16 protein-coding genes are annotated in these 18,388 nt (G+C 46.0%); 10 read left to right on the plus strand and 6 right to left on the minus strand.

Annotation, left to right across the window (positions count from 1 at the left end; translation table 11 throughout):
* The first annotated feature begins 15 nt into the window (after positions 1–15).
* Positions 16–735: a response regulator gene (locus AC27EZ_RS06505; RefSeq protein ID WP_487134560.1), complete on the plus strand. Its 720-nt coding sequence runs from the start codon at positions 16–18 to the stop codon at positions 733–735.
* On the plus strand, positions 736–2,004 hold the full coding sequence (locus AC27EZ_RS06510) for a sensor histidine kinase (protein WP_487134561.1): 1,269 nt from the start codon (positions 736–738) through the stop codon (positions 2,002–2,004).
* A 36-nt stretch (positions 2,005–2,040) separates the two neighbouring features.
* Here the strand turns inward: AC27EZ_RS06510 and AC27EZ_RS06515 are convergent, their stop codons facing one another.
* The 3 genes from AC27EZ_RS06515 to AC27EZ_RS06525 form a co-directional block, all read right to left on the minus strand.
* Positions 2,041–2,442, minus strand: a complete 402-nt coding sequence (locus tag AC27EZ_RS06515; RefSeq protein ID WP_487134562.1) for a D-Ala-D-Ala carboxypeptidase family metallohydrolase — start codon at positions 2,440–2,442, stop codon at positions 2,041–2,043.
* A gap of 159 nt (positions 2,443–2,601) precedes the next feature.
* Positions 2,602–3,849, minus strand: coding sequence for a sensor histidine kinase (locus AC27EZ_RS06520; RefSeq protein WP_487134563.1), 1,248 nt, complete (start codon positions 3,847–3,849; stop codon positions 2,602–2,604).
* A gap of 8 nt (positions 3,850–3,857) precedes the next feature.
* A complete protein-coding gene (locus AC27EZ_RS06525) occupies positions 3,858–4,403 on the minus strand; it encodes a heme NO-binding domain-containing protein (protein ID WP_487134564.1) in 546 nt (181 codons plus the stop codon).
* A 260-nt stretch (positions 4,404–4,663) separates the two neighbouring features.
* Here AC27EZ_RS06525 and AC27EZ_RS06530 point away from each other — a divergent pair, with 260 nt between their 5' ends.
* Together AC27EZ_RS06530 and AC27EZ_RS06535 are read left to right on the plus strand one after the other, a co-directional pair.
* Positions 4,664–6,379 (plus strand): amidohydrolase, encoded by a 1,716-nt coding sequence (locus AC27EZ_RS06530; RefSeq protein WP_487134565.1) that lies wholly within the window; start codon positions 4,664–4,666, stop codon positions 6,377–6,379.
* A gap of 260 nt (positions 6,380–6,639) precedes the next feature.
* Positions 6,640–9,357, plus strand: a complete 2,718-nt coding sequence (locus tag AC27EZ_RS06535; RefSeq protein WP_487134566.1) for a TonB-dependent receptor plug domain-containing protein — start codon at positions 6,640–6,642, stop codon at positions 9,355–9,357.
* A gap of 68 nt (positions 9,358–9,425) precedes the next feature.
* Here the strand turns inward: AC27EZ_RS06535 and AC27EZ_RS06540 are convergent, their stop codons facing one another.
* Positions 9,426–9,998 (minus strand): outer membrane beta-barrel protein, encoded by a 573-nt coding sequence (locus AC27EZ_RS06540; RefSeq protein ID WP_487134567.1) that lies wholly within the window; start codon positions 9,996–9,998, stop codon positions 9,426–9,428.
* Positions 9,999–10,246: 248 nt separating this feature from the next.
* Here AC27EZ_RS06540 and AC27EZ_RS06545 point away from each other — a divergent pair, with 248 nt between their 5' ends.
* Both AC27EZ_RS06545 and AC27EZ_RS06550 read left to right on the plus strand, forming a co-directional pair.
* The gene (locus AC27EZ_RS06545; RefSeq protein WP_487134568.1) at positions 10,247–10,738 is read left to right on the plus strand and encodes a hypothetical protein; all 492 of its coding nucleotides are present in this window, start codon (positions 10,247–10,249) and stop codon (positions 10,736–10,738) included.
* 102 nt (positions 10,739–10,840) lie between these two features.
* Positions 10,841–11,335, plus strand: coding sequence for a hypothetical protein (locus AC27EZ_RS06550; protein ID WP_487134569.1), 495 nt, complete (start codon positions 10,841–10,843; stop codon positions 11,333–11,335).
* Between the two features lie 67 nt (positions 11,336–11,402).
* Here the strand turns inward: AC27EZ_RS06550 and AC27EZ_RS06555 are convergent, their stop codons facing one another.
* The gene (locus AC27EZ_RS06555) at positions 11,403–12,623 is read right to left on the minus strand and encodes an acyl-CoA dehydrogenase family protein (protein ID WP_487134570.1); all 1,221 of its coding nucleotides are present in this window, start codon (positions 12,621–12,623) and stop codon (positions 11,403–11,405) included.
* Between the two features lie 179 nt (positions 12,624–12,802).
* Here AC27EZ_RS06555 and AC27EZ_RS06560 point away from each other — a divergent pair, with 179 nt between their 5' ends.
* From AC27EZ_RS06560 to AC27EZ_RS06575, 4 genes are all read left to right on the plus strand, one after another.
* Positions 12,803–13,726 carry a LysR family transcriptional regulator gene (locus AC27EZ_RS06560; protein ID WP_487134571.1) on the plus strand — a complete coding sequence of 308 codons (924 nt, stop codon included), beginning with the start codon at positions 12,803–12,805 and terminating at the stop codon, positions 13,724–13,726.
* A 40-nt stretch (positions 13,727–13,766) separates the two neighbouring features.
* Complete coding sequence (locus AC27EZ_RS06565) at positions 13,767–14,528, plus strand: MBL fold metallo-hydrolase (protein WP_487134572.1); 762 nt, start codon at positions 13,767–13,769, stop codon at positions 14,526–14,528.
* A gap of 120 nt (positions 14,529–14,648) precedes the next feature.
* Positions 14,649–16,037 (plus strand): YcjX family protein, encoded by a 1,389-nt coding sequence (locus AC27EZ_RS06570; RefSeq protein WP_487134573.1) that lies wholly within the window; start codon positions 14,649–14,651, stop codon positions 16,035–16,037.
* Positions 16,037–16,996, plus strand: coding sequence for a DUF697 domain-containing protein (locus AC27EZ_RS06575; RefSeq protein WP_487134574.1), 960 nt, complete (start codon positions 16,037–16,039; stop codon positions 16,994–16,996). Before AC27EZ_RS06570 ends, AC27EZ_RS06575 begins: the two co-directional genes overlap by 1 nt.
* A gap of 54 nt (positions 16,997–17,050) precedes the next feature.
* Here AC27EZ_RS06575 and AC27EZ_RS06580 read toward each other — a convergent pair whose 3' ends face one another.
* Positions 17,051–18,277, minus strand: coding sequence for a threonine/serine exporter family protein (locus AC27EZ_RS06580; RefSeq protein WP_487134575.1), 1,227 nt, complete (start codon positions 18,275–18,277; stop codon positions 17,051–17,053).
* Positions 18,278–18,388 lie beyond the last annotated feature (111 nt).

Here is an 18,388-nt window from a genome sequence, read left to right on the forward strand (position 1 = left end):
ACGCAGAGGCTATTTATGAGCACAACCGTTCAGCCACATATTCTTATTGTGGAAGATGATGATGAACTTGCACAATGGACAGGAGATTACCTGTCGAATAAGGGTTTTTCGGTTTCTATTGTGGGCCAAGGGCAGCAGGCCATTGAGTGTATAGAATGCACACCACCAGACGTGGTACTGCTTGATGGTATGTTGCCTGATATCGACGGGTTGGATGTGTGCAAAGCCATACGCCCGTTCTTTAATGGGCCCATTATTATGCTTACTGCTCGCGATGAAGAGATAGACGAAGTGCTAGGGCTTGAAGTGGGTGCCGACGATTACCTCACCAAGCCAATACGCGCCCGCGCGTTGTTAGCCAGAATACGTACGCAGCTTCGCCGTACACAAACTGCTACTGAGGCTAGCATGCATACCCTGTCGGCCTCACGCATTACACTATCGGGCTTGGTTATTGATAAGCATGCGCGTACGGTGCAGCTTAATCAGCAAGCCATTAGTGTTACGTCTAACGAGTTTGACGTTATGTGGTTGCTAGCGCAAAAAGCAGGCAGTGTGGTAACACGAGACGAATTAGTCACCGAACTGCGAGGGTTTGATTATGACGGGTTCGACCGTTCAATCGACTTAAGGGTGTCTAGATTGCGTAAGAAATTGGGCGACGATCCTTCAACTCCTCACCGTATTAAAACTATTTGGGGTAAAGGCTACTTATTTGCGAAGGATAATTGGTAAATGCGCTTTTTGTCGTTGTCGCTGGTAGCGGTGGCCTTGGTGGCAACCATCGGGCTTAGTTGGTTGTTCGATACGGTATATCAGTCTTATCAACACAGCCTAGATGAACACCCTAACGACACAGTGTTGGCGCTAGAGCAGGTGACGGTAAATTTAGCCTCTGTGATGAGCACTTCCCCAAACCGCGAAACCATAGTGCAGCAATGGCAAGGTGTTTACCGATTGCAATTGATGAACCTTGACCAACTCGCGTTGCCCGCCGAGCTACTGTCAGTACTAAAAGCAGGCAGACCGTTAACCCTGCAAAGCAATAACCAAATTCTGATACACGCGCGTATACCTGCTAGTAATCAGTTGCTTCTGCTTGTATTCGCGTCCCCTGGCGAGCCAGCAGAGACCAATAACCACCGGTATTGGCTAACGTCGTTGTTTTATTTTTTGCTTATTAGCATATTCATTATTTGGCTTACGCCATTGTTAGCGCGGTTATTTAAATTAAGAGCGGCGGCAAAGGCCTTTGGCGAAGGTGATTTAGGGCAGCGCATACAGGTTGGCTCTATCTCATATATTAAAGATGTGGAGTCTGAATTTAACCATATGGCGCAACGTATTGAAGACTTGGTGTCGGATGTAAAGCTGCTGAGTACGGCAGTATCGCACGACCTGCGTACCCCTTTGGCAAAACTTCGAATGGGGCTAGACACGCTGCGGGAAGAAGACAACCCCGATACCCGAGAGCTATATCATCAGCGCTTAGACACGCAATTAGACGCCATGGTCGAGCTGGTAGAAACGCTGCTTCAGTATGCCCGTATGGATCAAACCATGCTGAATTTGGAAAAGCGCAATATCGACCTTTTACCTTTACTTTCTGCCTGTATAAATCAGCAACAAGAGGGTATTGTGTTTACCCCACACGGTCATACAGCATGCATGATAAAGGGCGATGCACGATACTTGAAAATTGCCATGAATAACTTGCTTCAAAACGCCGTAAAATACGGTAACGGAAAGGTGCAGGTGGCGTTGATTGAGCATAGCGAACACTTCGAAATTACGGTTGAAGATAATGGTGAAGGGGTGCCTGAATTACAACGTAGCCGCATCTTTAAACCGTTTGTACGCGGCCAGCATCAAGATAAAAAAGGGTTTGGCGTTGGGCTTGCTATTGTGAAACGTGTTATTGACTGGCACCAAGGCCGTATTGATATTGGTCATTCTGAATCGCTTGGCGGCGCGAAGTTTGCAGTATATCTTCAAAAGGCGTAAGCCAAGCCGATTTTTGTTATGTTGCAGCGGCTATCGCTAATAGCTCCACAGTGCCGGAGTCGTGCGCCTATCAATGTGAATATACCGTTTGTCACCTTTTTGATGAATACCAACACCTACATAGCCTTTGTTTAGGAAAAACTGTAACAGGCGAAGTGCATCTTCGCCAAAAACACCAAAGTCGCATGCGGCTTCGGTATGCATACCCGGTTTTGCTTTCTTGTTTTCAATGGCGTGTTGTACGCAGCGATACCCACTATTAATGGGTAACGGTTTACCATTTTCATTGCGAAAAGTTTGGGCGTCGTCCATTAATGCTGTGAATGCTTCGCTAGGTGAAAACGCGCCGCAACATCGGCAGGCCAGTTCGCGGTCGCTAAAATTAGGCCACCGCGCGAGGCGTTCTTGCGTTGTCATATCTTTAGGGCTTTTTAACATTACCGGCAATTCCTTTGCTTATGTTTTTCTATTACGCGCTGCGCACACGCATTTTATTATTTAGCGATGTTTACTACGCTATCACAGCCACGTTATTAAGCATAAACATACCTTAGCAACGAAGCGGTGGATAGTGCAGGCGGTGGCTATCACACCATATTAGTGTTCAGTTAGCGGCAGCGAAATAGTAAATGTTGTGCCTTCCCCCTCACGGCTTTGCACCGCAATACTGCCTTTATGATTTTCAATAATGCCATGGCTTATAGCCAAACCAAGGCCCGTGCCCGAACCTATCTCTTTGGTAGTGAAAAATGGCTGGAACAGTTTGGGCAGGTTATCTTGTGAAATACCGCAGCCGTTGTCGGTTACGTTGATTAGTACAACACCGTCATTCTGATGAGTGCTAATAGTAATGTGTCCGTCTTTTTCAATGGCCTGCGAGGCATTCACTAGCAAGTTAATAAATACTTGGCTCAGTTCGGTTAAATTGCCCTTAACAAATATCGAATCGTCCCGTTCATAATGTAATGTTACGTTGTGGCTTAGTTCGTTGTTAACCAGTGATAACGCTAAGTCGATGGCTTTGTGGATCGGCAACAGTTCCTGCGACGAGTCAGAGGGGTGCGCAAAACTCTTAAGCCCCGCTACCGTTTTACTCACGCGCTTACTGCCGTCAATGCTTTGGTCGATAAGCGGGCCAATATCTTCACTGATAAAATCAATGTTGTCCCAATTTACGCGGGTATTGGTAAGCGTCTCTAGTTGTTCTTTTTCATTATCAGGCAGGTTGGCAATGTTGATAAGTAGCGGGAGCACTTCGTCCATATAGCCTTTCATGCTGGTTAAGTTACTAAGTAAAAAGCCAATAGGGTTATTAATCTCATGCGCTACACCTGCGGCCAACACCCCCAATGAGGCCATTTTTTCTGATTGCAGTAGTTCTTGTGTGCGCTGTGCCACTAGCGACTCTAAATGATCTGCACTGGCTTTTAAGTCTTGGTTAAGCTTTATCATTTCTTGGTACATGCTTTCTTTTAACTGCAAGGTACCAATGTAGAAATTAATGGGGTCGTGGTTTTCGAAGTCGTTCAAACTTAGTTTCATTTTAGCCAGTTGCCCCATGTTGGTCAGCTGGGGATAGCCAAAAAAGCTAAATGCGTTGTCTAGTTTATGAAATGCCCCGCCAAATACAAAGGTTGGATTACTAACAGGGCACAGCGTAACAAGCTGCCCGTTAAACATGTTTAGAATACTGGGGGAAAGAGCAAGCTGCGGCGCAACAAGTTTGAAGATGTCAGAAAATGCGCTTCCTTCGGCAAGCTCAGGGCATACCTTTTGAAAGGCAGGCGTAAATCGAATAACAGTTAACTGCTCGTCTAAATCAAGCTGAAAAGTATGAAACTGCACGTTAGTTGCTACCTAAAGTTCACACGAAATGTGCTGCAAGGCGTCGTGTCGTTTTTAACTTGCTCGGTGGTAATAACGGCGGGTTCTCCAAAATGGTTACATACACCTTCTAGTAAGCCTTCAACAAAGGGTTCTAGCCCTGCGCGGCTGGAATAATAGTGAATGGTTATGCTGCCATCTTCGTTTTTACTGCACAGGAATGAGGGCGGTACTAGCTCTTCTAGCTGGGCGGAAATAACCTGGTGCATGTTGTTTAGATTAGACAGAAATTCAAATGCGCCGCCAGAAACAAGCGAGTACATTGACTTATAGCTACCTTGTGCCGTTTCTTTTACCCAGTCTTCACCCATTTGCCGAAGAAAAACGGCAGGGTCTACATTAAGGTGCGTAACACTGGCACCAACTAGGCCAAATGTAATTTCATCATCGTATGGCTGCATTTCTAAAAAGGTCGCTTCGTAGTCGCCTAGCGACCCTTTTATTTCATCCCATGCTTGCTGACCGTAGCGATTTATCACCGTTGTAGAAATAAACTTATTAACCATGCCGTACATAAAAAGGCTCCGTGGGCTGATGTAATACATAATGTGTTCAAGGTTAAAATTAGATGGCTATTCGATAAATGCAAAATTTAACGCAACAAAATTGTGACTGTGATGTTTCTGCTTAATACTGTTTTGCATTGGCCGTTAAATGACTGAAATTGAATACTTGCCTAGGTAAGTAAGCTAATTGACCACGGCAAGTGGCAGTGCTATAGCTATTGTTATAGCGGCAATATGATATTGATGCGGTAAACAGGGAAGACCAAAATTTGAAACTACTACCAGTAATACATAGCACTCTTGTAGCCTTTGCTGCATTTAACGTTTGCAGCGCCCATGCTGTTCAGGTTGGCGATGGCGTTTCTGCTACGTGCCATGCGTCTGACTTATTACTTCATAACGGTGTTATCTATACTGCGAATGACAAACAGTGGCAAGCCGAAGTGGTGGCAGTAAAAGCGGGGCGCATTGCGTTTGTTGGCCCTACCAATCAGGCAGAATCTTGGCTTTGTGGCGCAAAAGAAACCATAGACTTAAAGGGCAGTACGGTTTTTCCTGGGTTTACCGACGCGCACCAGCACTTAGAAGGGGTAGGTAAGCGTACACGTACATTAAGTTTATTCGGGTTACCTACATTACAAGAAACGGTTGAAAAGATTAAAGCCTTTGCCGCTAATGTCCCTAGCGGTGAATGGGTATTAGGCCGCGGGTGGATTGAACGAGAATGGCAAGATGAGCAGCGCTTTTTAACGGCGGCCGATCTCGACCCTTTTACTGAGAATAAACCGCTGTTTATGCCACGAGCCGATGGTGTGTCGGCGGTGGTTAATTCAAAAGCCTTGGTAATGGCCGGTGTAACTAAGGATACGCCCGATCCAGAGGGGGGCAAATTCGAACGCTATGCCGACGGTACGCCTACCGGCTATATTTTGGCGACCGCGATGGACCAATTTAGGGCTATTCTTCCGTATGAGTCAGACGAGTACATTAAAGAAAACTTGCGGCGTGGAATGGAAGTTAATGTGTCCCGTGGTTGGACACACACGCACGATGCGGGCATGAAAATTCGAGAAGTAGAGCAGCTTCGTGAGTTAGCGAAAAACAACGCCATGCTGCATCGTGTTTACATTGCCGTGCCTATCGATGACGCCAGTTACCTATTTAGTCACGGCGCCGAAAAAGCTCCTAATGCTATGTTTAACCTTAATGCCATAAAGGTGTTTATCGACGGTACGTTGGGGTCGAGAGGGGCTGCATTGCTCGCACCTTATTCCGATGCCGATCACAGTGGTTTTATGAACCGCACAACAAAAGCCCAGTTAATGCCAGTACTTGATAAAGCGTTGCGTAACGGCTATCAAATTATGACGCACGTTATTGGCGACAGAGCGTTAAAAGTAACCTTAGATTGGTACGAAGAGTCATGGAAAGCATTGCCTAAAGCACAGTGGCAAACACACGATTTAAGATGGCGGCTGGAGCACGCACAAATTATTCCTCCACAAGAGCAAACCAGAATGGCTGAGTTGGGCATTATTGCGTCTATGCAACCTAGCCATGCCATTGGTGATTTAAATTTTGCCCCAGCTCGCCTTGGCGCGGAACGTTTAACCTATGCGTATCCATGGAAGCCGCTTGTAGATAAAGGCATCAAAGTAGTGGGTGGGTCAGATGCGCCGGTAGAAGTAGGCGACCCACGAATAGAGTTTTATGCTGCTATTTCTCGCAGTCGGCTAGATGGAAGCCGCGGTGATGGCTGGCATGCTGAATATGCGTTGTCACGAGAAGATGCACTACGTATGTTTACCTTATGGCCAGCTTATGCGTCGTTTCAAGAAGCCGAATACGGGTCTATTGAAGTAGGTAAATATGCTGATTTTAGCGTGTTTGATACTGACTTCATGAAGGCAGCGCCTGCAGATATTTTGAATGCAGAAACAATCATGACCATTGTGGGCGGAAAAAAGGTTTTTGTACGCCAGTAGCGCCCATTATTTACTATTTTTAATGTCTTTAAACGTCTCTTCTATAGAGGGTTTTCGCCCTCTTTATCCTAAAGTTTAGTTTTCTGTGTAGAATTTTAGTGATAATTATCCTTTCCGCGTGATTTTTTAGATAAAATATCCTAAATTAATAGGGCTGTGCGAATTAATGCTTTCGATAAACAGTTTATGGTCGCGCAGTTTTCCTCACTCAATATCAAAAACACAATAATTCGAAACGCAAGTCTTGAAGGAGACACACATTGAATACAAGTCACTTACCTGCGGGTAGAAAACTTAATCGAATAACCTCGGCGATTGTTGCAGGGTCTTTACCATTCCTTGCGATTCTTTCGGCACCCACGATTGCACAAGAAGATGAAGCAAATCTAGAGAATATCATTGTAACCGGTACGCGTATGACCAACCGTTCAGCGGCCGACTCTCCGGTTCCTGTCGACGTTATAACCGGTGAAGAGTTTAGACAAAACTCATCATCAGACGTACAAGACATGTTACGTACTAACGTACCGTCTTTCGACGTAAACACTCAGCCTATCAGTGATGCGGCAACCATTGTTCGCCCAGCAAACATGCGTGGTTTATCACCAGATAACGTGCTTGTGCTTGTTAATGGTAAGCGTAGACACCGTGGCTCTATCATCTCTTTCCTAGGCAGTGGTATTTCTGATGGTGCACAAGGTGTCGATATTTCTGCCATTCCCTCTCTTGCACTAAAGCAAGTTGAAGTGTTGCGCGATGGTGCATCGTCACAGTACGGTTCAGATGCAATCGCAGGGGTACTTAACTTCTTGCTTCGTGACAACGCAGAAGGGTTTGAATTCCGCGCTAACTACGGTTCAACGTATGAAGGCGACGGCGATAACTACACTATTTCTGCCAATGCCGGTTTTGCGTTAGGTAACGATGGTTTTATTAACATTACCGGTGAAGTGCGTGATGTAGAAGGTACTATTCGCTCTGTCGTGCGTGATGATGTTGCCGGTATGGTTTCTGCGGGTTACCTAACGCAGGCCGACTTTTCTACCATCAACAACTACACAAACCAAGTGCCACAGTATTGGGGCCAGCCTGATGTAGAAGACGACGTGAAGTTATTTATTAACTCAGCGTACACCCTTAGCGATAGCGCTGAGGTTTACTTGTTTGGTAACTATGGCGAGCGTATGGTTACGGGTGGTTTCTTCTACCGTAACCCGGTAACAGAAGGTAGTCAGCGTGGTGGTGTCTACGCTGGTCCACGTGTAGATCCACTAACGGGTATGGCCGATCCTGACGGGGTTCACTCGGTGCTTGTTGGCGACTTAGACGGCGTTGGTGTGGGCGGAAGCTGTATTGACGGTATTCCAATTGGCGGTAACGGCAACGTATTCCCAGATCCAGCGTTTTTAGCGCAAGTGCAAGCCGACGCTAACTGTTTCTCTTTTATTGAAACTATTCCAACCGGTTTTGTACCGCGTTTTGGTGGAACCAATGAAGACATGGCGTTCACAGTAGGTGTGCGTGGCGACTTAAGCATTGGTAATGGCTTGTACTACGATGTAAGTGCACAGCGCGGTTCAAACAGAACCGACTTCTTTATTAACAACACAATTAATGCGTCGTTAGGCCCAGATACGCCGCGCGACTTTAAGCCAGGTGGTCAAGAACAAACGGAAACTTTGGTTAACGTTAACTTTGTTTACGGCGTGGATGTAGGTCTAGAGTCAGACTTAAACGTTGCGTTTGGTGCAGAATACCGCGAAGAAGAATTCGATTTATTCGCAGGCGATGAAGCGTCTTATGCACTAGGGCCACTTGCTAGCCAAGGCTTCTCTTCAAGCTCTAACGGTTTTGGTGGTTTCCCACGTTCAACCAGTGCGTCTCAAGACAGTACTGCGTTTTATATCGACTTAGAAGCTGACGTAACCGAGCAACTTACGTTGCAAGCCGCGGTTCGTCGTGAAGACTTCAGTGAATTTGGTGACACAACTGACTTTAAACTTGCGGGTATTTTCCATGTTACTGACGACTTCCGTCTTCGTGGTGCATATTCAACGGGTTTCCACGCACCAACAGCGGGCCAAGCAAACATTACCAACGTAACGACACAAAACGTTGCTGGCGTATTGATTGACCAAGGTACATTGCCGCTGTCTTCGGCAGCTGGGCAGCTTGCCGCTGACTTTATTGAGAGCCAAGGCAATGGTCGTCCAGACCTAGGGCCAGAAGAAGCGAAAAACTACTCGTTTGGTATGTCACTTGATATCGCTGACATGAGTTGGACAGTCGATTTCTATAACATCGAGTTAGAAAACCGTGTTGCACTTGGTGCGAATGTGAACTTCCTTGATGCATTGAATTTCGCAGGTGGCGGTACAAACTACGCCACAGTATCTGAGGCGTTAACGGGGCTAGACTCATCAGGCATCATTAATCGCCAAGACTTTATTGGTCTAGATGATTTGTCGCAGTTCAGGTTCTTCTCAAACAGCTTTGATACCACAACGCGCGGTATCGATATTGTAGGTAACTATAGCTTCGAACTATGGGGTGGTGATTCACGTTTAACACTTGCTGCAAACTACAACGAAACAGAAGTTGACGATGTAGGTACATTGAACCCTATCGGCGAAGGCCGTGTAGCTTCCATTGAAGATTTACTGCCAAATACTCGTGCTAATTTGTCGTGGACACACACGCAGGATAATATCAGAACACTCGTACGCGCAAGCTACTACGGCGGCTGGGACGATACAGGTAACGGCGTAAACGGCATTGGCGCAACAGTACTGGTAGATGTTGAAGCGGTTTATTCGTACAACGAAAACTTAGACTTGGTAGTAGGTGTGAACAACTTGTTTGATACTTACCCAGATGAAAACCCAAGCGCAGGCAGCTTAGGTCAGCAGTACTCTGAAGCCAGCCCATTCGGCTTCAATGGTGGTATGTGGTACGTGCAGGCACGTTTTGCATACTAATCGCATTGCGTAATAAAAAATGCCGCTTCTCGTAAGCGGCATTTTTGTCTGTATTGCTAACGTTTATATTAGAAATTATAACGCGCGTTTACATTGAAAAAGCTTAGGTCAGAAGACGTTTCGTAGCTTACGCCTACGGCAAACTGAGGGCTAAAGAAATAGTCTGCACCAGCAACAAAGAATGTTTCGCCGTCGTCTGCTATGTCTAGGTAGCGAATTGCGCCGCGAAGTTCAACGCTATCCGTTACCATTGAACGTACGCCAGCGGTTAAACCGTAACCATTGTCGTCTTCGCTCTCTCCAGCGCCTGAAATCTCAATGTTTTCGTAGCTTACTACGCCAAAGAAATCAGTATTGTCTGTTAAACCGTAACGGTAACCAAGGCCTAATGAAGCCATGTCTAAATCGATATCTACACCAAAGATATCATCGCTTTGTTGTGAATAAGTACCAGTAACAAAAACATTGTCACCAAGTAGCTTGGCACCAGAAAGTGAGAAACCAGAGGGTTTGAAATCGATATCCGCGTCGTCGAAATCAGTAGACACATAGCCCGCTTGGACATAGTCCCAAGAAGGTGCTGCTGCGAATGCATTAATTGACACTACGCCAAGTGCTAAAGCTAATAGAGTACGTTTCATGTAAATAATCCTTTTATATTGAAAAATGCTGGAAAACCAGCAAGCGGCATATTAATCGTGGTTAGCTGAACGGACAATGAACAAACGGTAAAAACAAACGAGGTAAATGTAACAAAAGGTAAATTATTGACGTTACTGTAAAAAATCATGACTTCCCTTTAATGGTTGTGCATTTTTAATACAGCGTTAATGAAGTTTTAATCATTTTGTTGCTACGCTTAGAGGTAATTAACAACGAGGGTTACCCTATGAATAAAAAAGTACTGGTAGCATTATTTACTGTCGTGTTAGCTGCAACGAGTTATGCACAGCCCGATACAAACAGTCGTGTTGAAACCATTGATGTAATGGGAGAAAAGACAACGCCTCAATTAAAGCGTGAGTTTAAAGCGGCAAAAGCTGATTTTTTATTGTTATATAACCGTGTTAATGAACAAGCTCAGTTTGACGTAATTTGTAAGTGGCGAAAGACAATCGGAAGCCAAATAGCCAGAAAATACTGCGAGCCTCGTTACGTAAAAGAGGCCAGAGCATTATGGATACAGCGGGTTTCACCTTTTCCTGGGATCGACTTTAACCGCCTGCCCAGTGACGACACGCTTCGGTGGCTAGTTAAAGATCAGCGAGAAGCGGCGTACGAACATGTTGCAGCATTGGTGATGACGAACCCTGAGCTTCTTGAAAGCTTTACCCGATTAGATACCATTTATGAGCGCATTGAGGGGCGAAAAGATCACTAAAAAACGTTCCATAGCTAGCACATCGTGTGTTTATTGAACAAATGTATGCGGTGTGCTAGGTTATTAACAATACCGGGTTTTATAAAAATGAAAGGACGCATTATGAAAAAAGCACAAGTAGTAGTAGCAATATCATTGTTGGTATTTAGCGGGTTATCGCAGGCGCAAACTGATAAAAGACAGATTGAGAGTATCGAAGTATTCGGCCAGAAGACCACACCACAATTGAAAAGGGCGTTTGATAATCAGCGCTTTGAGTTTTTAGCACTGTACAACAGTATCAACGAAGTTGCGCAATTCGATGTTATCTGTAAATACCAAAGAACCATTGGTAGCAAAATTGCCCGTAAAAATTGCGAGCCCCGCTACCTAAAAGATTTTCGCGCAATGACAATGCAAACATCGTCTACCTCGGGGTACATAGAATTTGATCGCTTGCCTAGCGATGACCATATTCGTTTTCTTACGAAAGTTAAGCGAAAAGAGGCCTTTGAACACGTCGCCGCACTCATTGCCACCCACCCTGAACTTTACGATAGTTTTACCAAGCTAGATGCTATAAACCAGCGCATTGAGCAGCGTAAAGAAGAAAACTAGCCGTTTGAGTCTATTTTGAACCTATAAAAAATGCGGCTTTAAGCCGCATTTTTCGTATAAGTTTTCACTACTGATATTTTTTAAGCTCTATTCTCGACACCATGCCTTTGTGTACTTCGTCAGGGCCGTCAGCTAGGCGAAGGGCTCTTGCACCTGCGGCAAAACGGGCTAGTGGGAAGTCGCTACACATGCCTGCGCCGCCGTGAATTTGCAGCGCCATATCTACCACACTTTGTAGCATGTTTGGTACCACCACTTTAATGGCAGAGATTTCTGTCATAGCGTGCTTAACGCCTAAATTATCTATTTTCCACGCTGCATGAAGGGTCAGCAGCCGTGCTTGCTCTATTGCCATGCGGGCATCGGCAATGCGTTCTAGGTTGCCACCTAAACGGATAATAGGTTTACCAAACGCAACACGCTCGTGACCACGTTTAAGCGCTAGTTCTAATGCTTTCTCTGCCATGCCGATTGCCCGCATGCAGTGGTGAATACGGCCTGGGCCTAAGCGACCTTGTGCAATGGCAAAACCTTTGCCCAAACCCGTTATAATATTGGCTTTGCTCACACGCACATTGTCAAAATGCATTTCGCCATGACCATACGGCGCGTCATAATCGCCATACGCGTCAAGCATACGCGTGATAGTAATTCCTGGAGTGTCGAGAGGAACAATCACCATGCTATGGCGGCTGTGCTTGTCGTTTTCAGGGTTAGACAGTCCCATGAATATAGTGAAGGCAGCATTAGGGTGCCCCAAGCCTGTCGACCACCATTTTTTGCCATTTATCACGACATCGTCGCCATCTTCAATAATGGTAGCTGCCATGTTGGTAGCATCAGACGAGGCAACGTCTGGTTCGGTCATACCGAATACAGAACGAATTTCACCCGCAAGAAGCGGGGTGAGCCACTGCTTCTTTTGTTCGTCGTTACCGAAATGATAAAGCACTTCCATATTGCCGGTATCGGGCGCGTTACAGTTGAAAATTTCGGGCGCAAATAAATATTTGCCCATACGCTCTGCCATTGGCGCGTATTCCAATGTCGTAAGCCCTTTACCTAGTTCAGCGTCGGGTAGAAATAGGTTGGCAAGCCCGGCTTCACGGGCTTTTTTCTTAAGCGCTTCAGTGCCAGGGTGAAGTTTCCACTTTTTCCAGTCGCCGTGGTGGTTTTCTTTATGATGAAAATCGTAAACCTCATTTTCAATTGGGGTGATATGTTCGGCGATAAAAGCGTCTAGTTTTTCTAGCAATGCTTTTGTACGGTCGTTATGTGAAAAATCCATGACTATCCTCAATCTGTAAGCGGGGTGTACTGTTACACCATTGCGATACGTTGCGTATGGTTAAAGCATAGACAAGGTTGGCGTATGAATGAAATGAAATATCATCCACAATAATTGTGAATTTAATTCATTGTGATTTAATGAAGTAGAGTAAAGCGTTAATACCTTTGGGATAAACTATGCAAGAAGAAAGGCAGTTTGAAAAACTCGATTTAAACCTGCTTAAAGTGTTCGAAGCATTATGGCAGCAGCGCAACATGACACGGGCTGCAGAAACGTTACACATTACGCCGTCTGCGGTAAGCCATGCCATGAGACGCTTTAGAGATTTGGTAGACGACCCGCTATTCGTGCGTGAAAAACAGTTCATGCACCCTACTGCGGCGTGCGAGCGGCTAGCCCCTTCAATTCTAAATGCGCTGTCTCAGGTTCGCCAAGCGCTAGGAAAGTTTTCATATTTCGACCCCATGCAAAGCCATCAGCGTTTTGTTATTGCTATGCAAGAGTCATTGGAGCTTGGTGTATTGCCGCCGCTGTTAGCCATACTCGAGCGTGAGGCGCCGAATGTCGAGTTAGTGAGTACTCGGCTTAACAGAGACACCATGGCGGCCGACTTAGCGAACCGTAACTTGCATTTAGTGATTGATATTGGCCGCCCAGTGTCATTGCCTATCGCGCATTGTTTGCTGCATCGAGACGGTTACCGAGTGCTAATGAAGCAGGACAACCCGTTAGTCACCTCACTAACGAAAGAGCGTTATTTAGCGGCGCGACATATTAGTGTGTCTAATCGTGCTAAAGGTGCATCGGTAGAAGAGATTGCGCTGCAACAACGTGGCATTAGCCGTCCGTCATTGTGGCGATGTCAAAACTATCGAGCCGCCGCCGACGTTGCAGCAACCACCCATGCGCTGCTTACGGTACCGGGTTCGGTAGCCAATGTGCTATCAGACAATCATTTAGCAGTTGCTACCCTACCTTTTGATATGCCTACACTAGAAACGCACCTTTACTGGCATCAACAACAAGAAGGCGAGCCGGGGTTACTGTGGTTTAAATCACTGGTGTTACAGTTGTTCGCCGAATCTGGTCTTACCACCTGACTTCTGCTAGCATAACATGGCATTAACATTTGAGTGATTTATGAAAATTCATACGCTGTCTGGTTATATTCAATTTATTTATTTAGCTGAAGATAAAGATGGCTTGTTGCTTCTAGACGGCTGCAGCCGGGCCGATATCGACAAGGTTTGCCAGTTTATTACGGGAAAACTCAATCGCCCGTTAACCGATTTAAAGCTGATTGTGGTTACCCATATGCACCCTGACCATGCAGGCGGCGCTGTTGGGCTTAAAGAAAAAACGGGGGCGACCATTGCCGCCCATCCTAAAGCACGTAACTGGTACAGCGGTGTTGGCGGTCGTACCGCGCACGTTATCGATTTGCTGTTAACTTGGTGGGTAGCCGGGCGTATAGGTAAAGCAAGAGAAGCCATTTGGTACAATCCGCTTTTACAAGCCGATGTTGTACTTGATGACGAACAAAGGCTTCCTGGTTTTGCTGATTGGCAAATATTGTATTCTCCAGGTCATACCGATCACGATCTCACCGTATTTCATGTGCCCACACAGCAAGCATACGTGGCAGATTTGTTAGTGAAAGTAAAAGGCGCTTTAGTTGCGCCGTATCCGCTGTGCCACCCCAATCAATACCGCCGTTCGCTTGAGCGCGTGGCCAACTCAACGATAAAAACGCTGTTTTGTGCCCACGTGCCGCCTGTGAATAAAAGCGATATCCCTTTTGATGAGATTATTGCTGCTGCACCTAGAACGCCCAAAAACCATTGGTACTCAGCGAAAAACCGCATAAAACGAAAGCTATTCGGGATGACTACCGAGCACTAGTGCATGTGTTACTACCTTGCTGTATTGTTTTGTTACTTTTTAAATGCGGGTTTAACGCTTGTATTTAACGAATTCGTAGCCACACTTTTGTTGAAGACACAAAAAGGTAAACCATAACGTATGCAAAAAGGTATTGCGGCGCTACTTGATAAAACGCTAGAAACTGCCAATTTAATCGGGGCGAAGCTAGCAAATGTATTTAGCAAGGAAACCCATAGGTTTACTATTACTGGCTTAAGTAGAAGCGGAAAGTCGGTGTTGTTCACTAGCCTCATGACCATGCTTAAAAGCAGAAGTGAGGAGGGGTATGCGTGCTTGCCTCTACTACGTTACTTGCCGCCTTCATTGGTTGAGCATATGGCAGTAGAGCCCATCGAAGGGTATAAAGCATTTCCTGTCGACGACAACTTAAAGAAGCTAGACGCCGGCGAGTGGCCTGCTGCTACAGAAGAAGCTTATGGGTTTAAACTTATTATTCGTTTAAAGCAGGTCAGCACATTCAAACGCCACCTTTTTCCCCATACCAACATTGTGTTTGAGTTCATCGACTATCCCGGTGAGTGGATAACCGATATCCCTATGCTTAATAAAACCTATGCACAATGGTCAGACTCTGCATGGGCGCAATTAAGCAGTGGGCCACAGCAATATTATGCGCAGCAGTGGAAGCAATTTGTTAACGACTTCGATTTTGAACAAGCGCCCTCTAGCGAGGCTATGTTAGCGCTAGTATCGGCCTACCGACAATACTTGTTCACCGCAAAAGCGAACGGTATTTCACTGCTTCAACCAGGCAGTTTCTTACTTGAAGCGTCACACTTCGACTGGCATCAGTATGGCTTTACGCCCTTACCGTCAAGTATCACTAGCGATGTGTCTCACCCTTGGTTTATGGCGTTTAATGGGCATTTTCAGCGGTTCCAAAAAGCGTGGTTGATGTCGTTAAAGCAGTCGGTGTTTCGAGAAACCGATAAACAAATAATATTGGTCGATTTATTCGAAGGGTTAAACCATAGCCGCCAGCATCTGTACCAATTGAAGGAAACGCTAAGTCACTTGGCCGACACCTTTGTGTATGGGCAAACGAATTGGTTCTCTCGTACGGTGCTGCGAAAACAGCAAATAGGCAAAGTTGCGTTTGTTGCCACCAAAGCCGACCTAGTCCCTGCTTCACAACGTGATAATTTATTGTCGTTACTAAAACAAGTAACGGAGGGCGCGCGCGCTCGATTTATCGATAAGCCTATCCAGTTTGAACACTTTTTAGTGTCGGCGTTGCCGGTTACCGACGAAGGAGGGGCTGAAAACAGCGTTCGTTATCGCGATGTTAATGCGGGCTATGTGGAAGCTATTTTTGAACCAATCCCCGCAGCCCTAAAAGATATGGAGCCAGACGCCCACTTTCCTGTGCCCCTTGCACAAGTACCTTCTGATTATAAAGCGCGCATGTTAAACGGAAAAGGCGTTGATCGCCTACTGCAATTCTTATTGGTAAACGGAGAGGCATAATGACTGATACACCACCGGGCACACGCCAGCAATCTGTTACACAGGAAAACGACCTACAGCAGCCGGTAACTTCAGCGCCGCCGTATCGCCCTAAAGTGGTTCAACAGTCGCTAGATATGACTCCACCCGAAATTCATATGCCGGCGAAAGTAGAGGGCGATACGTGGCTAAATACCACAGCGAATACAGGCCTTTCGTTGGGCGCGGCTACCTTGGGGTTGGGGGTATTCTCACTGATTGGCTTCTTTGTATTCGACGCGTACACCACATTATCAGCAAGTTTTGCATCGCACCCAATAGGCAGTGGGGTGCTTGCCACACTGCTGTGTGGTTTCGTTGCCAGTTTTTCTTACTTAAGCTTTCGTGAATGGCGAGGATATAAGCAGGTAAATAAAGCGCTTGTTCAAGCCACACACATTGCGTCTTTAGATGCACAAAGTGATGTAAAAATCGTTGATAGCGTGCTGAATAAACATGGGAAACAGTTTTCGTCACAGTCTTATGCTGCGCATTGCTATCGCCAGTTTAGTGCTCAAGTACAACCCGATATGACAGCAAAAGAACGGTTGGGGTTATATCAAGATACCGTCATAGGCCCGGTGCAAACCAAAGCGCAGCAATTGCTGAACAAAGAGTCGTTAACTGCGGGCAGTTTGGCGTTTATTAGCCCGAATAACCTTATTCAAACGTTCGCGGTAATTTGGGTAAGCTTTCGTACTATAAGGCGTATGGCGAACGTGTATGGGCTTCGCCCCGGTACGCTGGGTAACTGGTCGCTAATGAAAGTGTTGGCACAAAATATCGCGGCACAAGGTATTTTCGACTTGGCCACCGACGAAGTGGCCAATCAGATAGGTGGCAGTTTATCGGCTAAGTTTATGGAAAACTCAGCCGAAGCCATTGCAGCGGGGGCATTAAACATGCGATTGGGAAAAGCATTAATGAAGTTGCTCAAGTAACCGCAATTAGCCACCGAGCCTAAAAACCAATCTGCAAAGCGCTTTATCGCAACGTTAAAGCGCTTTTTTGGTTGGCATAATTACGTTTGCGAATATAAGCCCTGCCACTAACGACATAAAGATTAAAAACACTTCTTGTCCAAGGTGGTCGGCTTGAACAAAGTCTTGCCCTGTCATAAACGAATTTAGGCCAATATAGGTTTTAGAGCCTGGCACCAATACAATAAGCCCATGCATTGCCACAATGGTGGCGGGTTGGTTCGCAATGCGGGTGAAGGCGTTAGCAAAAACACCTAGCGCAAATGCGCCCACAAAGGTGCCCAGCCCATTATCAATGTAGTCTGAACTCCATGCGGTAGTACTGTACGCAATAAACGCGGCCGCGAGTGCCCACGGAATATGCTTCACACGCGTTCTAAAAATGGCGACAAGCGCAATACACAGTAGAAAAACAGCTAACCATGTTCCCCAGTAAGGGAGTGATTCCGCCGGTTTATATACGTTTTCACCAAACAAACTAAACCCTGCCGACACGCCAAGGAAAGCGCCAAAATACAGTTTAAATAGCTGCATGATGGCGTCCATTGTGCGTGCGGTGCCGCTTACCATGTTGCGAGATGATAACTCTGCAAGGCCCATAGTTAATGCTAGCCCCGGAACAAACACAATCACCGATGATAGGACAATCAGCGGAATATTAATGCCTGGGTCAAGGTACCGACCAATAGCGCATGCCAAAAGCCCGCCCACGAAGGCAGTAACAGGCTCTAGCATCAGGTTCACGCGCTTTGAACGCTCAGCCCATAATGTCCATAAGTAGGCTACTAACCCCAATAGACCAGACCATACTATTTCACTCCAGCTTGCGCCCATCAGCATGGCAAACGCACTGGTTGCCATACCAAATGCCGCGCCGGTTGGCAGCTTACCGTAAAGACTTCCCATGGCGTCTATTTCATTGAGGCGCGCGTCGGCCTGTGCCAAGGTTAACTCGCCCGCAAGCAACGAGCTTGCAAGTTCGTCAGTTAGCGATAACGCATTCATATCTAGGTCGCCAGGCATTAAGCGGGCAGCATGGTTGTATTCGTCTTCGTGCCTATCACTCCACATTACTAAGCTAAGTGATGTAGGGGTAGAAATAAACGACGCGTGTATACCGAAATGCGCGGCGACTTCATTTAAGTAAGCCTCTAATCGAAACGCAGGTGTACCGTACTTGTGCAGCATTTTTCCAAGCTTCACAATAAATTTTCGAATTTGAATAAATTCAGCTGTATCCAACGCGCAGTCTCACTTAACAACAGGAATGAATAGCAATATGTCATTGCAGTATAAACAAAAAGCCAGACATTTTCTGTTTATGTCTGGCTAAAATTTGGGCGGATTGTAAAG

The sequence above is a fragment of the Alteromonas sp. 4NH20-0056 genome (assembly GCF_057539655.1).

Excerpts from the sequence above, each read along its gene's own strand:
- AC27EZ_RS06505 (WP_487134560.1), top strand. The coding sequence starts at position 16 with ATGAGCACAACCGTTCAGCCACATATTCTTATTGTGGAAGATGATGAT.
- AC27EZ_RS06510 (WP_487134561.1), top strand. The coding sequence starts at position 736 with ATGCGCTTTTTGTCGTTGTCGCTGGTAGCGGTGGCCTTGGTGGCAACC.
- AC27EZ_RS06515 (WP_487134562.1), bottom strand. The coding sequence starts at position 2,442 with ATGTTAAAAAGCCCTAAAGATATGACAACGCAAGAACGCCTCGCGCGG.
- AC27EZ_RS06525 (WP_487134564.1), bottom strand. The coding sequence starts at position 4,403 with ATGTACGGCATGGTTAATAAGTTTATTTCTACAACGGTGATAAATCGC.
- AC27EZ_RS06540 (WP_487134567.1), bottom strand. The coding sequence starts at position 9,998 with ATGAAACGTACTCTATTAGCTTTAGCACTTGGCGTAGTGTCAATTAAT.
- AC27EZ_RS06545 (WP_487134568.1), top strand. The coding sequence starts at position 10,247 with ATGAATAAAAAAGTACTGGTAGCATTATTTACTGTCGTGTTAGCTGCA.
- AC27EZ_RS06550 (WP_487134569.1), top strand. The coding sequence starts at position 10,841 with ATGAAAAAAGCACAAGTAGTAGTAGCAATATCATTGTTGGTATTTAGC.
- AC27EZ_RS06555 (WP_487134570.1), bottom strand. The coding sequence starts at position 12,623 with ATGGATTTTTCACATAACGACCGTACAAAAGCATTGCTAGAAAAACTA.
- AC27EZ_RS06560 (WP_487134571.1), top strand. The coding sequence starts at position 12,803 with ATGCAAGAAGAAAGGCAGTTTGAAAAACTCGATTTAAACCTGCTTAAA.
- AC27EZ_RS06565 (WP_487134572.1), top strand. The coding sequence starts at position 13,767 with ATGAAAATTCATACGCTGTCTGGTTATATTCAATTTATTTATTTAGCT.
- AC27EZ_RS06570 (WP_487134573.1), top strand. The coding sequence starts at position 14,649 with ATGCAAAAAGGTATTGCGGCGCTACTTGATAAAACGCTAGAAACTGCC.
- AC27EZ_RS06575 (WP_487134574.1), top strand. The coding sequence starts at position 16,037 with ATGACTGATACACCACCGGGCACACGCCAGCAATCTGTTACACAGGAA.